The organism is Fluoribacter dumoffii NY 23, assembly GCF_000236165.1.
In the GTDB taxonomy this organism is placed as follows: domain Bacteria; phylum Pseudomonadota; class Gammaproteobacteria; order Legionellales; family Legionellaceae; genus Legionella; species Legionella dumoffii.
Genome location: NZ_CM001373.1, coordinates 1,739,205 through 1,753,964 on the forward strand (window position 1 = coordinate 1,739,205; position 14,760 = coordinate 1,753,964).

The window sequence follows — 14,760 nt, forward strand, 5'->3', positions numbered from 1 at the left end:
CCCTAGATTGGCTATCCGGATTGACGGAGTTAAAAACTCATTACTATTCGAGATAGAGTTATCGAACAGCGCAATCCATTTTTTTAAGCCAATTCTTCCGTTTAAGATATCCTGTAAAAAAACCAACTACCAACAGACTAATATAAAATGCACTCATTACATCGCTCAAATAGTGAAAACATAACACTATTCGGGATGCTGCAATGAGTAGAGCAATAGTCAGTAAAACATAAAAATACCGAGAAAAAATGGTTCCGATTCCTGCAGCCAAACTAATTACGGTTGTTGTATGTCCTGAAGGCAAAGACCAGTAGTTCGAACTTAACTTAAACCAATAAAATCCAAATTCATTATTTGTAAACAATAAATCAGGACGAGCGCGGCTTAAGGAAACCTTCAAAATCAAACAAACCAAATTGGCCAGGAACACGCAACCAAATAAATACCAGGAGCGAGCTTCATATACCGCATTCACCTGGATGTACCGGAAATACAAGCCAGCAATAAAAAATAAAATAACGTAAGCAATCCATTTACCCAACGCAGTCAGTATTTCCAAAAAAGGCAGCTTGTTTCCAAGTGCCAACTGATAAAAATAGGTTGCCAAAGGTTTGTCTACAAAATAATAGGCCAAAATCACTAATATTGCATAAAAAAGAATAACAACCGGTTTTTTCATAAAATGAAATAATGTTTCAAATTGTGTCATCAATCAATCCTTATTTTTATTACTCACGCAGATACCACGGGATTGTGATAACAATCGTGCGAGGATCACGTTCTAGAAAAAGTAAAGTACGCAGCCCCGGGGCATGAATATTGTGTAACAGGTATTCATACCATTTAGGCTCAACCAACTCAGGTATAATAAGAGCAATGAGTCTATTTTTCCTCTCTTTTCTTACTTTGTTCACGAAATTTAATAAAGGTTTATAAATTCGGCGATAGGGTGATTTAATAATTTCCAGTTTAGGAATTCCTTTATCTGTTTTTTGGGCGGGTATTTCAATTTTTTCATGCCAAAGCTGTTTTAAACGCTCAACATCTTCATATCCTGCATCAACAAAAACAGCAGTAATATCGTCGGAAAGCAACATTCCAAATTGAATCGCTTTTTCGGCGAGTAAATCGATACCATGTATTGGAATAATTACTACAGGGGGTTTAAGTAAACTCGGATCTATTTTTATAGGCTTTTCAATTTCCTGGGCAATTCGTTCATAATGATGTTTAATACGATGCATTAACAGGGCAAGAGTAGGTGCAAGAACAACAATTATCCAGGCACCTTCGACAAATTTTGTAATGACAATAATAAAAAGGGCAATTGCAGTAACCCCGGCGCCAACGGCATTAATTATCAGTTTGTAATGGACTTTACGATTCTCCTGACGTAGCCAATAAACCACCATCCCAATCTGGGAAAACAAAAAGGCACTAAATGCGCCCACAGCAAACAAGGGAATCAGATTATTTGTTATGCCTTTAAAAATAATGAGAATAATTGCTGAAAAAATTGCTAAAATGACAATTCCCACTGAGAAAACCAGACGTCTGCCTCGTTCCGAAAAAAAATGAGGTAAATAATTATCCTCTGCAAGTAAGCGGCATACTCTTGGAAACCCGGAAAAACTTGTCTGGGCTGAGTAAGCAAGAACAATGAATATACTGGCAATCGAAATATAGTAAAAAACACCTTTTCCCATAGTCATCTCAACTATTTGTGACAGTATGGTTTGATACCCTTGTTGGTTCTGATTCATGGCTACAATATGGTAAGCAGGGCAAATATAACCAATCAATAGTAAAAAAAGAGCCAATGTGACCACGATAACCGTCAATGTCCATTGGGCATTTTTAACTGTGGGCTTGCGAAATAAAGGCACGGCATTACTTACTGCCTCTACCCCCGTCATTGCCGTTAAACCATTAGCAAAAGCCGTTAATAAAATCCAAAAGGTAAGTGTTTCGGAATGGGAAGTTTGCATTTTTGTCGATTCACTTAGAGGGAATGGATTCCCGCCCCCACTCCAGACATCTACTGCACCGATGAACAATGTAATGAACATGCAAATGATAAAAATAACTACGGGGATTAAGAAAAGTCTCCCTGACTCCCGGATACCCCGTAAGTTAATCAGCGTGAGCATAAACAAAATAATAAGGCATAAGCTAAGAGTATAAGGGAGCAATGACGGGATTGCAGATACAATTGCGCCCACACCTGCTGAGATACCCACTGTAACATTCAATAAATAGTCCAGGATTAAGGAAATCGCGGCGCCTAAACCGTATTTTTTTCCCAAATTATCACTGGCAACAACATACGCCCCCCCACCTCCAGGATAGGCCGCAGCGGTTTGTAAATAGGAAAAATATAAAGACATCAGCACAAGAACGACTAATAAAGAAATGCTAAAAAAATAACTTAAGCCTATAACTCCAGTGGGTAATAGAATGGCAAGTGCAGCTTCTGGACCATATGCTGTTGAAGACAATGAATCTAAACCAAGCGCAGGGACTCCAGTTAAAACGGACAACTCTTGCTTTTCCCTGGACCTTAATGGGAGAGGTTTTCCCAAGATTTTATCTATAATGGACATGTCCCTATCGCCTCAAAATTTTTAAACTATTGTATCCATTCAATAAATCTTAATAAAGACATCCGTATTATCCGTTTGCCACAGATAGAAAAGATAAATGCAACATGCTCATTAGTTGACAGTAAAATCTAAACGCATACAATCACCTTAATTTTAATTTAGAGAGATTAATATGGGTTTAATGAAATTTTCCGTTAAATCAATCCAATCATGTGCTTTAGCCTTATTGGTAACTCAAAGTATTTATGCCGAAGATATTACGGTTATTGGATCGTTAAAGCAGACTTTAACGGAGGCACAAGCCCAATCAGCATCCAAAAAATCTATAAAAAATGAAAAAGTCATCCACTTATTACACGTAGAACTATCTGATGAGGCGAAAAAATATTTGGTGCAACATGCTCAAGATACTTTAGGGCATACCCAATCATTTGCCAAAACAGCATCGGGTAAGATAGCTGCCGCGATTGCGAATAAAGTAGCGTTGGGTATGAATAATGTGCCCGTTTTGGATCAGGGAATACATGGAACCTGCACCACGTTTGCAATAACAGCCGCAGTTGATGCCACAATGGTCAAAGGTGATTATATAAGCCAATTATGTAATCTGCAGTTGGGAAGTTATTTGGAAAAACAGGGATATGGTTACAGTGGTTGGAATGGGAGTTATGCAAGCCATGTGATTGGACAAATGGATCAATATGGAATCGTGAATAAAGCAAAACAACGGAAATATGGTTGCGGCGGCATGACCGAATACCCAGCTTACCGAGAACATGACCCTGACTCATTTATTGAACCCGAACAGTTTAGTTCAATAAGTGAACCCGTTTTCGGTAATGAGGTGAGTTGGTCTGATGTCTACCATAGGCAGGCTCCCGAGAACAACTTGGATGAAGTAAAACAAGCATTGAATGCTGGTGATCGATTGGCTTTTGCGGTACTGCTTCCACGTACTGATTTGGGACTGGTGGGTGCCGTTGGCAAATATAAGACCTGGATTTATAAAGATACCTGGGTATTAACACCGGAAATTGCAGCAGGAATTAACAATGTAAAATCAGCTCATCAAATGATTATTACCGGATACGATGATCAGGCTGTCGCTGTGGATAATAACGGAGTAAAACATAAAGGATTATTATTCCTTCGTAACTCATGGGGAACTTCTGTTGGCAATAGTGGGGAATTTTACATGTCCTATGATTATTTTAAGTTATTAGCTTTTGAGATTACCCGATTTTCTCGAGTAAAATAGAACAAATAGAGATAATTAAATATAATTTCGGGGTGAAACAAAAAATCACCCCGAAGCATAATTTGCATCCAATATCCAATTCGATTTGACGTTTTAAGTCAAGCTCCGCGGCAAAACATACCCTACAAATTGGCGCCTAAATCTCTCAGCGGTAAACGATAAAACTCTACCGCATTAGTGAATAAAATTTTCTTGGCCATACTCTCATCAAACGCATCCGAAATAAGAGTAATGTCTTCCTGTTTAAAAGGCTGGGGTGTCCGTGTTGAAGGAAGATCGGTACCAAACATTAAAGCATTGGGATTAATTGATGCAATCGTTTTTAATATAGGGGCCACATCAAAATCAACCCTTCCAAATCCTGAAGCCTTAACTTTAACCCCATGCTCCACAAGCTTGAAGAGTAAAGGAAGACCTTTTTTCGATAAACCTAAATGATCCAGGCTCAAAGCCGGTAAATGGATTAACACATCGATTAAATCCGTGAGCTCGGAAGAGTCAGCATATAATTCAATATGCCAATTGGCAATTTCATAAATTCGATGGGCCATCTCCTCTAAATATATTCCTGTTTCTGAACCGCCTCGTTTCAGATTAAATCGTATACCTCGAATTCCTTGCCGGTTTAATTCACTAATTTGTTGATCACTTACAGTGGCAGGTAATTGGATCACTCCCACAAAATTTGGACCCAATGCGTGCAAGGCATTTAATAGATAAGTGTCATCAAAAGCCTGAAAAGAACCTGATACTACTGCCCCGCCAATCACATGCAGTGGTTTAACTATTTTAAGATAATCAGTAACAGTAAATTCATCGGGTAAAAATGATTGGTTTTCCACTAAGGGAAAACGATAATCAATTATATGTAAGTGTGCATCGAATAGGTTTATCATTTTTTAGGCCATCCATAGACTCCATTTCATAATACCTGAAAAAAGTATAAACCTAATATCATAAGCGGTTCACGGCTCTATTTTCTTCAGCCGGAACACCCATTGGCAATGGAGCTTTTGTCTTTTCAATAAAAAATCGATGCTTTTTTGCGTCGGGATTCATGGAGGTCAAACTCTCTTCCTTTACCGATTCCAGCAAACCTGGAGTATCCCGGTATCCTCCCAAACAATATCTCTGCCATTGACCATCCAATTCCATCTCAATAAAACAATGATCCGGGTTAATCACAATAGATACTGGAACATCAGGATACAAGCGTTTCATCTCTTCCTTAAAAGCAATGGCTCTTAAGCGACAACTCCCGACAGATAGCTTCCTTGCCTCCTGAAGATATTCCTCCCCACGATGCACAGTCACATCAATGGTTTGTCGTAATGCCCCATGATCTCTGCCGAAACTGAGGTATTTCAACATCAGTTGATGTATCTGTTGATGTTCAGGACGTGTAATTAACGTGTTAAAAACAGGATTGACTCGATAGTGTTGCGGCATTCGTAATAACAAATTAATGAAAGTGTCCCGAGACTCTGGAATGGGTTTAAGCAAACGAATAAAATACAGGTGATTTTCTTTAGAGTATTTAATTTCAAAATCTTCCTTTTTTAATCCTTCAATTGCAATATCCAACAAAGTCTCACCGGGCTGTAAGGAAGGCAAAGCGCGCCAATTTTCGGTCAAGCTTACTTTCTTTTTTCCTTCCATTAAAACAAGCTTTGATTCTGTTTTTCTTTTTTTGATTAACTGTTCTGTTAATCCCTCCGGATGAAAATCATAGTCACATTCAACCAGTTTTTCAGTGGCATTCATTCCCCCAAGTTCAAAATAGTGAAATGGTGAAGTGGGATTTTCAGGAATCACCAGCTCGGAGTACACCTCATCACGGTAATATTTGACCGAGGGGGTCGCAGTTAAAAAATCAACCGGTTTAAAAACGGGTTTCCTGTAATTGGATTGATTCACACAAGCCTTGGTATCCATGCCGCTTCTATAAGTTTTGTGCTTTGTATCCTTAAGGACCGTGATCCGTTTTTTCAGCTCCTCCATCACGAATTGCTCTTTTTCATCTTGGGCATTTGCCATTTCAACATCAAGAATTTCAAGCTTCATTTGCTGCACATGGTACTCGTCCATTTGCGTTGAGAATAACGGGGCAGCATGATCGAGCAGGGTTTCAAGAGATTCATTTTCTCCTGCTAACTTCCTACACTCTCTGTAATCGAGAAATCTGAGTTTTGTTGTATCTAATTGTTGCTGTTGGGCATGCTCTATCAATGAAGTTCGGGTTGCTGGTTTTAGTTGGGGTGACAGTAAATCATCAAAATCCTCTCCGTTTATCGCATTCTTTAAAGCCATTTTATCCATTTTGACTAAATAACCACTCTTCCATAGATATACCTCATGCCCTACAGTGAGTAGCTCATTCATATGATTGAGCAGCAGCTTACGTTTACTAGCGGACCAACTAGAAAAAGACCAATCCGAAAAAATATATATTTGACTCGTATCCAAGCTTTGAGGAGACTTAATGATTTCTTCTTGTGTCCCTTCATCAATATCTTTTAAGGGTTGACTTTGCAGCTTCTCCATTGCCTCACGTATATCGCCGTCAAAAATGCCTTGGGTACGGGCAAAAGCTCTGATGTTTGTATAAGAAGTTGCTGGGAACCACTCTCCCAGTAAACCTGTTTTTCTTTTGAGGGCAGGAAGTAAAGTGCAGATGAGTTTTAAAGCTACTTCAACCTGTAAATGAATAGGATAATTTTGATATTTGGGATCACGAAACGGAATCAGGAGCCGTTTCAATTCCCGCGCTTTTTCCCTATCCGCTTGAGTAAACCAGCGTTTTGCTTCAATACGGGTAATTTCTGTATCCACCCTTTCCAGTAACGTGCGCATCAATTCTTTACCCGTAGCAGGTAAAATTTGTAATCTAAATGGAGGTAGAAGTTGTTCTTGTGCAGCAATCATGTCCTCAAAATCATCCAAAGGCTCCTCGATACCCGCTTCATCTTTTGATTTTTTACTTTTAGTTGCTTCACGAAGCCCCGCTTCCAGGGTTTTTGGTAAAACATATCTTCCCCTGTTTACCAGATTGGGGTTAACCTGATTTAAAACTTGCATCACATTGCTTGAACAAAAAGTTTCATCCGATGGAGCAATTTTTTTTCTATCTTGTTCATCCTGCCGGTTTGACCATTGAAAAAGGGATTTAATTACAGCCCACCAGCTGGTACGAGTTTTTCCTTGGGCATGTAATCGTTTAGTGGTTTCGACTTGCTCCAGGAAACCCTTTAGAAATTGCTGTCTTTGGTTTTGATCATTATGTTTGAAGACCAGTAAACTTGAGTTTACTATAGGAAGAGTATCTGCTTCTCCTGATGCTTGCCAAAACCTCACAAGCAAATCCATAAGTTTTTCTTTTCTTTCCCCGGTGTCTTTAAGAAGTATTTCAATTAATTCCTGTGTACTCTCATTCCCCGTTATCTGGGCCTGCAATTTTTTCATCCACTCGGGACCTTCAGCAAGAACCTTCTTAATTTCGCCTGCTGTGAATTCTTTATTGCAGTAATTTACAAGAAGAGAAGTCAATTCTTCTATTGTTTTTTCCCTTAAATTTTTAATAAATAAGGAGGTGGGTAAAGTGAGTTGCAATTCATAATTATGACAAATCACCCCATGCTTATTTTTACCTGTACAAACAAAAACGGTTATAACTTCCATATGTCCGTGTTTGTTGCCAGGGGTCGTTAGTGACTGGGCAGCTTTTTTAAAGCGTACCCATGAGTTGCTGCTGTTTGAAACCACGAATATAATATCCCCTGGCTCAATAGCACAATTTTTCATCACTAACATACCCGATCACCTATTGTATAAATTAAAATCGACTAGGGTGGCCATGATGATGGCTATCACCACAACTAGCTAAGGACAAATTAATAACGAGTAATGAGGATAAAAACGCGATACATGTGTCCTCATCGCCCCCAGCTTGCTCCAATTTTTTTGTCATTTCATTAATCATATCGTATTCAAAATCCAACCTTTCGAGTCGAGATGCCAAATCTTCTGGTTTAGAGAAAGAACAGATACTCATTTCAGCAGCATGTTGTTTGAGTAAAGATAAATAACTTTCTTTTTTTGCGCGTAACTTATCATTGCTGGGGGAGGTAGCCTGGATTGATTTATATCTTTTAATTACATCCTCGATATATTGGATTGCCTCTGGTTTATCACGCAGCGTTTCGTCTTTAGATGCCCGTAAAGCTTCATATCGGGTTACAAGAGTGCCTGACTTACCTAGCGCGTCGATAAGTTCCGGTTTTAATTTATTCAATATTGGCATTTTGTCTCCTAGACTAGTTAATTTTCGGCCAGGATATTATCATGCATAGATCAAGCAATCAACTTTCTGATTTCAATTTAATCAACAACTTACAAAAATGAATTTACCCCCTAAAAAAAGAATATTGTGGGAAAATTCATGTTACCCCTTTATCCAGCGAGATACTTTAGTACTTTTTGGACCTGTTAATGAAAGCTACTATTCGATAGAATCAGAAGAATATTTATTAATGGTTTTTTTTAATGATAGAATTTACTTTGATCCAAAAAATATGCATCTGGGCTCTACCTATTTTACTCGCCATTACCCTTCATGAAGCGGCCCATGCATATGTTGCCTATCGTTGCGGGGATACTACTGCAAAAATGTTTGGTCGATTAAGTTTAAATCCGCTTCGACATATTGATCCCATAGGAACGGTTCTCATTCCCTTATTGGTGGGTATTTTGACCCAATTTAATTTTGTGATTGGATATGCGAAGCCTGTTCCCATAAATTGGAACCAATTTCGTCACCCTCGACGTGATATGATTCTCGTCACCCTTGCCGGCCCTTTTTCGAACATTTTAATGGCCTTTTTATGGGCCGCTTGTGATAAACTCGCTATAATTTTAAATCCAAATACATCAATGGCGGTGCTTTTTCTTTATGCTACTGCCCAAGCGGGAATATTCATTAATTTGATTTTAGCCGCCTTAAATATACTGCCTATTCCACCTTTAGATGGCAGCCGGGTAGTCATGAGTATTTTACCTCCAAAACAAGCGATAGCTTATGCCAAAATAGAACCTTATGGATTTTTTATCCTCATTCTACTGGTGGTTACAGGTGTTCTTGGTATGATATTAACTCCTTTAATTAATATGGGCCTGTTCGCACTAAGTGCAATTTTCCAGATATGAACACAGCCTGGCGCCTCATAATGTGGAGTAAGCAATTACAATGAATATCTTAGCTGATGCCTCTCTCCCAGGATTGGAAATGGCTTTTCCCCCGCCTTTTTACTTAACGAAATACCATCATCCTGATGAGATTAATCAGTTGCTTCCCGGACAAGATGTCCTCCTTTGCCGTTCCACGCTCAAGGTAAACAAGGATTTGCTAAAAGCTCATTCCCTACGCTATGTTGCTACAGCGAGCAGTGGTACGGACCATCTGGATAGTTATTGGCTGAACTCTCAAAACATTAAAATTATCGACGCGAAAGGCTCAAATGCACGAGCCGTTGCAGATTATGTCGTTGCCTGTCTCGCGGTGTTGGAGCAACGACGATTAATTCAGGGAAATCGTGCAGGTATTATCGGCTTAGGGAAAGTGGGAACCCAGGTTGCGGAGCGCTTGCAAGCAGCTGATTTTCAAATTTTCACCTTCGACCCCCCCAAAGCAGAACGCGAAAAAACAACGTTTCATAGTTGCAAATTGGAAGAATTATATCAAGCAGATCTGTTATGCATCCATGCTGAACTGCATCATAAGCAGCCTTATCCCAGTGCCAATTTAATTAGTAATGATTTTTTAAAACGGTTAAAGCCTGGTTGTATTCTTATCAATGCTTCTCGAGGAGGCATTGTCGACGAAAATGAACTTCTTCACTCTTCCAAAGCCTTAATCTATTGTACTGACGTTTATCTCAATGAACCTGACATTAATAAACACATTGTTGAAAAATCGATTATATGCACCCCCCATATTGCAGGTCATAGCCTGGAAGCAAAATATGCAGCTATTGCGATGATCAGCTCTACTTTACATGCAATAGCAAAATTGCCTCTACCCCGGTTTGCAGCACCTGAATTACCTCCTTCTCTAGATTTGAATAAAAATGAAGCATGGTATGAGTCTTTATTGAAAATTTATGATCCAATTAAAGAATCCTTATCTTTAAAAAATGCTTTGGATAAAAAAAATGCTTTCTTGAATTTGCGTAAGCAACATCAGACACGTCATGATTTTTGCCGCTATCCTATAGGTTTCCTTGCTAATAATAAAACCAGGTTATTGCTTGGAAAATGAAAAAAAATTTTCAAGAATGCATCTAAAAAGTATGACCAATACCAATAATTGTCCATTGTAAATTTGGAAATCAAGTGATACTCTTTTTTCGATTTTTTAAATAAAGGAGTATGTGTTATGTCTTTAGGAGTTAAATTATCTGCTTTTACAGCAGCATTAGTTCTTGCTGGTTCTGCTTTTGCAATGGATACGACCTGCCCTAATTTGAGTGACCTGCAAGCAGAAGGCATCTCAATGTCTGAACCACTAGGTAATAACTATTATGTCGGTTATTCACTTGCTCACTTCAACTCTTCCTCTAACTGGGGTTTTGCTATTGGACCTGTACAAGCAGAATCAGATGAAGATGCAATAGATGTTTCAAATCAAATTTTAAATAATATGACTGCTCCTGCCTTCCCTTTGGAACTTGACAACGATGTACTCGTTTGTTTGTATGATACAGGCAATCCTTATATTTATTCCATTGCTGTTAGAGACTATGCAATTAGTCCAATGAAATTAAAACAATACCTGCAAAAAATTCGTAAGTAAAACTCAAAAATGGATTCTGCAGTGAACCTATAAGAAATCTGCAGAATTGAATTAATTGAATAAAATAAGGAGCAGTAATATGTATTTCGGAAAATTAACCACGTTAACAGCGGCCTTGGTTTTTGGCGGATCTGCTTTTGCAGCAGAGGCGGTTTGCCCAAACTTGAGTGATATACAATCTGTGGGAATCACCATGGCTTCCCAACTGGCTTACAATTATTATATTGGTTATTCGATCAATAATTACAACACTTCTTCAAGTTGGGGATTTGCTATTGGTCCTGTAGAGGCGGATTCTGAAGAAGACACTATCGAAATAACAAATGATATCCTGGCTGGTTTGACTTCTTCGGGAGTACCTGAATCCGGTGAAGACGATGAGTTAGTTTGCTTTTATGAAACAGGCGACCAATCTATTTTTGCTATAGCGATCAAAGATTATACGGAAATATCACCTCTGAAGTTCAGACAATACCTTCACAAAGCCCGCTAAACATAAAGAGCTGGGCTGTTTAGCCCAGCGTGAATGTTTTTATCCCGAAAAGGCATAATCTAAATACTAAAGCGCTTAGGATGTATGCTGGAAATCTTGGCCTGTTCTTCGCGTGCGTTTTTACTTACTTATTTGGCGATCAATTTTTTTACTAAATCTTGATCTGAAAAAGCATGCTTTACCGAACCTATTTGCTGATAAGCTTCATGCCCTTTTCCGGCTATTAAAATCACATCATTTTTATCTGCTTCATTTAATGCATAGGCAATAGCTTCTTCGCGATTGATAAGTTGGACTACGTTGTTTGATTTTGCGATACCCTGGATTATCTCATTGACAATCACCTGGGGATCCTCGGTGCGTGGGTTATCACTGGTGATGATAATCTGATCCGCATGTTTACTGGCAACAGTCCCCATTACTGGCCTTTTGGATTTATCCCTGTCCCCTCCACACCCAAACACTACCCACAAACGCCCTTTTTTTAATTGATTTAAGGTGGTTAGGGCATTCTCCAAAGCATCAGGAGTATGAGCATAATCAACAAGAACATAAGGGGCATTGGCAACAATTTCCATGCGTCCGGGAGCTGCTTTTAATTGGGCCATTACCTCAATAATCTGTGCAGGCGCATAACCAAAAGCCAATAAACTGCTGAATATGGCCAAGCTGTTATAAATATTGAACTGCCCTAGCGCGTTTATTTTTAATTGATGCTGCCCCCAGGGAGAGTGCACTTCAATTGCTGTACCATGGATGTCCATAGACCAATTTGCAGCTTTTACATCACACTCCTGATGTATCCCATAAGTTAATTTTTTAACATGAGGTTTGACCACGGCAGCCATTTTTTGCTGATAAGGATCATCTTTATTAATAATTGCCCATTCTAATGACTCTCTGGCAAATAGCATGGATTTTGCCATGGCATAATTTTCCATATTGAGATGATAATCCAGATGGTCCAGCGTCAGGTTAGTGAATATGGCCTGTTTAAATTCAATAGCATCTACACGATGTTGTGCCAAAGCATGAGAGGATACTTCCATACTTACGTTTTGGATGCCTTGGTTTGTGTATTCATGTAATAATTTCTGCAAGCACAGTGAATCAGGAGTAGTGTTATCCAAAAGTTGAAGATTATTCACCTCTCCCTGGCCAATAGTGCCTATATATGCTGCTCCCTGCCCCAGTAAATGGTGAGCCTGGGCTAATTGATAAGCTATAGTTGTCTTGCCATTGGTTCCAGTTACGCCAGTTATTGTTAAAAAGCGACCTGGGTCCCCATAAAACTGTTTGGCGATTGCAGCAAGCTGGGTAGCTAACTCAGGGACAGGAACACATGGAATTGTCTCAGGTAATGTAACATTTTCAGGAAATTGACAGGGATCATAAGCTATTGCTACAGCCCCTGCTGCCCGTGCCTTCTCTATAAATAACCGACCATCCGCCGCTGCACCTGCATAAGCTATAAATAAATCACCGGGCTGAATACGACGACTGTCATTTTCAATGCCAGAGAGAGTACAATCCGATTTGCTGTGATGCATCCAGGGTTTTAATAATTGTGAAAGTTTCATCACTTTATTCCTAATAAGTTCTAAATACCGCTTGGTACTGTAAGTGCAAATTATCCTACCAACTCATCCGTAGGAATATTAAATAATCGCAAAGCCCCTGACATGACTTTGGCAAACAAGGGAGCAGCAACTGCTGCTGCATAGTAACCTTTACGGGAAGGCTCATGAATAATTACCACAACAACAAATTTGGGTTTTGAAACCGGTGCAATTCCGATAAAACTTGCAGTATATCTTCTATCCTTGTAACCATCTTTTCCTGCCACCCGTGCTGTCCCGGTTTTACCAGCTACCCGATATCCTGGTACCCTGGCTGATTTTCCCGTACCCTCTTTACCCAAAACAGCTTCCATCATCGAAAGAACTTGTTGAGCAGTTTCAGGTTTTATCACCTGCACACCAGGTGGTGGCGGATCATTATGCAGCAAAGTAACCGGAATTAATTTACCTTTATTTGCAAAAACCATATTGGCCTTGGCTAATTGCAAGGCTGTAACTGATAATCCATAGCCAAAACTCAAAGTAGCCAACACAAAAGGATTCGCATCTTTAACGTTAACAATGCCTCCTTCACTTTCTCCCGGATAAGTACTTTCGGTTCGTTGTCCAAAACCACAACGTTGCAGCAAACCAATTAATTGTTCTGGAGGACTTGCCAACACCATTTTGGTTACCCCGACGTTGCTTGAATGTTGCAGTACCCCGGTGACATCGAGGATCCCATAATTATGGATATCCCGAACGGTACGGCCATGTACAGTCATCCAGCTTGGATTCGTGTCAATAATAGTTGTCGGTGTAAACAACCCAGTTTCCAAAGCACTGGCGATACTAAATGTTTTAATAACAGAACCAGGCTCAAACGTATCTGTTACTGCCCTGTTTCTATAAGTATCTTTATCATAGCGTCCACGCGAATTAGGATTATAGGAAGGGACATTAGCCATCGCCAAAATCTCGCCGTTTTCTGTGTCAACAACGACTACAGAACCCGATTTTGCACCGAACTCCTCAACCGTTTTGTTTAACTCACTGTAAGCCAAATATTGTAAACGCCTGTCGATACTTAGAGCCATATCACGGCCGGGGCGAGGTTCTTTGATAACTCCCAATTCGTCGATTATTCTTCCCAAACGATCTTTGATCACTCTTTTTTTGCCAACAATACCTTTCAGCCAATCTTGATAGGCAAGCTCTATTCCTTCGAGGCCTTGATCATCCACATTGGTAAAACCGATTAATTGGGAGATACTGTCTGAATCAGGATAATAACGCTTGAACTCTTTCTGGAAATTAACCCCGGGAATTTTAAGCGCCTTTATTTTTTTAGTTAAAGGAGGAGGTAATTGTCTTTGCAGGTAGAGAAATTCCAGTCCTTTATTTTCGGCATCTACTATTTTTCTACTTAGCTGTTGAGGAGTTAAATTAAGATAGTCAGCTAACGACATAAATTGTTCTTTATCAGGTGAAAACTCCTTAGGGTTCACCCAGACCGATTCAACAGGAGTACTGATTGCCAATGGTGTGCCATTCCTGTCCATAATCATTCCTCGGTGTGCAGGAATATCTACAACACGTAAACTGCGGGCATTACCTTGTCCTTGCAAAAATTGCCGATGAAGTACAGTCAAATCAACCATACGCCAAATTAAAATGATTAAAAGCAGGGAAAAAAAGGAAGATACTATAATCAGTCTGTTTATATGCGTTGAGTTTTTCATGGATATTTATCCATCTGTAGCCAGGGTGGAGGCAAACCGCACAGCCCATCAAGTAAGGAAAAACTTCCTTTCCCAATGATGGGAGAGGGAACGGGATGCAGATTCTCATCCACCCTGGCTGGTACCCTTCCTATGGAAGGATACTTCCCTTAACCTATGGCATGCAGCACCATAACCCAAGTTATTACTAGAAATCCCGGGTTATGGCATGGCCTCCACCCAGTCTACGTTATTAAAACAAACGGCAATGGTACTCGT

12 protein-coding genes are annotated in these 14,760 nt (G+C 39.5%); 5 read left to right on the forward strand and 7 right to left on the reverse strand.

Features of this window, described 5'->3' with window-relative positions; genetic code table 11:
* Nucleotides 1-58: 58 nt before the first annotated feature.
* Both KYQ_RS07820 and KYQ_RS07825 read right to left on the reverse strand, forming a co-directional pair.
* Entirely contained in the window at nt 59-709 is a 651-nt protein-coding gene (locus KYQ_RS07820) for a phosphatase PAP2 family protein (protein WP_010653127.1), read from the reverse strand.
* Nucleotides 710-728: 19 nt separating this feature from the next.
* The gene (locus tag KYQ_RS07825) at nt 729-2,603 is read right to left on the reverse strand and encodes an APC family permease (RefSeq protein ID WP_010653126.1); all 1,875 of its coding nucleotides are present in this window, start codon (nt 2,601-2,603) and stop codon (nt 729-731) included.
* A 172-nt stretch (nt 2,604-2,775) separates the two neighbouring features.
* Between KYQ_RS07825 and KYQ_RS07830 the strand changes: the two genes are divergently transcribed.
* Entirely contained in the window at nt 2,776-3,861 is a 1,086-nt protein-coding gene (locus KYQ_RS07830) for a C1 family peptidase (RefSeq protein WP_010653125.1), read from the forward strand.
* Between the two features lie 122 nt (nt 3,862-3,983).
* On the opposite strand, the gene KYQ_RS07835 is transcribed toward KYQ_RS07830, so the two are convergent.
* From KYQ_RS07835 to KYQ_RS07845, 3 genes are read right to left on the reverse strand one after another with little or no spacing between them, the layout of a single operon-like run.
* Complete coding sequence (locus KYQ_RS07835) at nt 3,984-4,757, reverse strand: amidohydrolase family protein (RefSeq protein WP_019349831.1); 774 nt, start codon at nt 4,755-4,757, stop codon at nt 3,984-3,986.
* Between the two features lie 58 nt (nt 4,758-4,815).
* Complete coding sequence (locus KYQ_RS07840) at nt 4,816-7,671, reverse strand: hypothetical protein (RefSeq protein ID WP_019349832.1); 2,856 nt, start codon at nt 7,669-7,671, stop codon at nt 4,816-4,818.
* Between the two features lie 22 nt (nt 7,672-7,693).
* Nucleotides 7,694-8,161: a hypothetical protein gene (locus tag KYQ_RS07845; RefSeq protein WP_010653122.1), complete on the reverse strand. Its 468-nt coding sequence runs from the start codon at nt 8,159-8,161 to the stop codon at nt 7,694-7,696.
* Nucleotides 8,162-8,403: 242 nt separating this feature from the next.
* On the opposite strand from KYQ_RS07845, the gene KYQ_RS07850 reads away from it, so the two are divergent.
* The 4 genes from KYQ_RS07850 (at nt 8,404) to KYQ_RS07865 (ending at nt 11,201) form a co-directional block, all read left to right on the forward strand.
* Complete coding sequence (locus KYQ_RS07850; protein WP_010653121.1) at nt 8,404-9,063, forward strand: site-2 protease family protein; 660 nt, start codon at nt 8,404-8,406, stop codon at nt 9,061-9,063.
* A 40-nt stretch (nt 9,064-9,103) separates the two neighbouring features.
* Nucleotides 9,104-10,174 carry a 4-phosphoerythronate dehydrogenase gene (locus KYQ_RS07855; RefSeq protein ID WP_010653120.1) on the forward strand — a complete coding sequence of 357 codons (1,071 nt, stop codon included), beginning with the start codon at nt 9,104-9,106 and terminating at the stop codon, nt 10,172-10,174.
* A 117-nt stretch (nt 10,175-10,291) separates the two neighbouring features.
* The gene (locus KYQ_RS07860) at nt 10,292-10,708 is read left to right on the forward strand and encodes a DUF4949 domain-containing protein (RefSeq protein ID WP_010653119.1); all 417 of its coding nucleotides are present in this window, start codon (nt 10,292-10,294) and stop codon (nt 10,706-10,708) included.
* Nucleotides 10,709-10,787: 79 nt separating this feature from the next.
* On the forward strand, nt 10,788-11,201 hold the full coding sequence (locus KYQ_RS07865) for a DUF4949 domain-containing protein (RefSeq protein ID WP_010653118.1): 414 nt from the start codon (nt 10,788-10,790) through the stop codon (nt 11,199-11,201).
* A gap of 128 nt (nt 11,202-11,329) precedes the next feature.
* Here the strand turns inward: KYQ_RS07865 and KYQ_RS07870 are convergent, their stop codons facing one another.
* Both KYQ_RS07870 and KYQ_RS07875 read right to left on the reverse strand, forming a co-directional pair.
* On the reverse strand, nt 11,330-12,781 hold the full coding sequence (locus KYQ_RS07870) for a UDP-N-acetylmuramoyl-L-alanyl-D-glutamate--2,6-diaminopimelate ligase (protein WP_010653117.1): 1,452 nt from the start codon (nt 12,779-12,781) through the stop codon (nt 11,330-11,332).
* Nucleotides 12,782-12,831: 50 nt separating this feature from the next.
* Entirely contained in the window at nt 12,832-14,502 is a 1,671-nt protein-coding gene (locus KYQ_RS07875; RefSeq protein ID WP_010653116.1) for a peptidoglycan D,D-transpeptidase FtsI family protein, read from the reverse strand.
* Nucleotides 14,503-14,760: the final 258 nt, after the last annotated feature.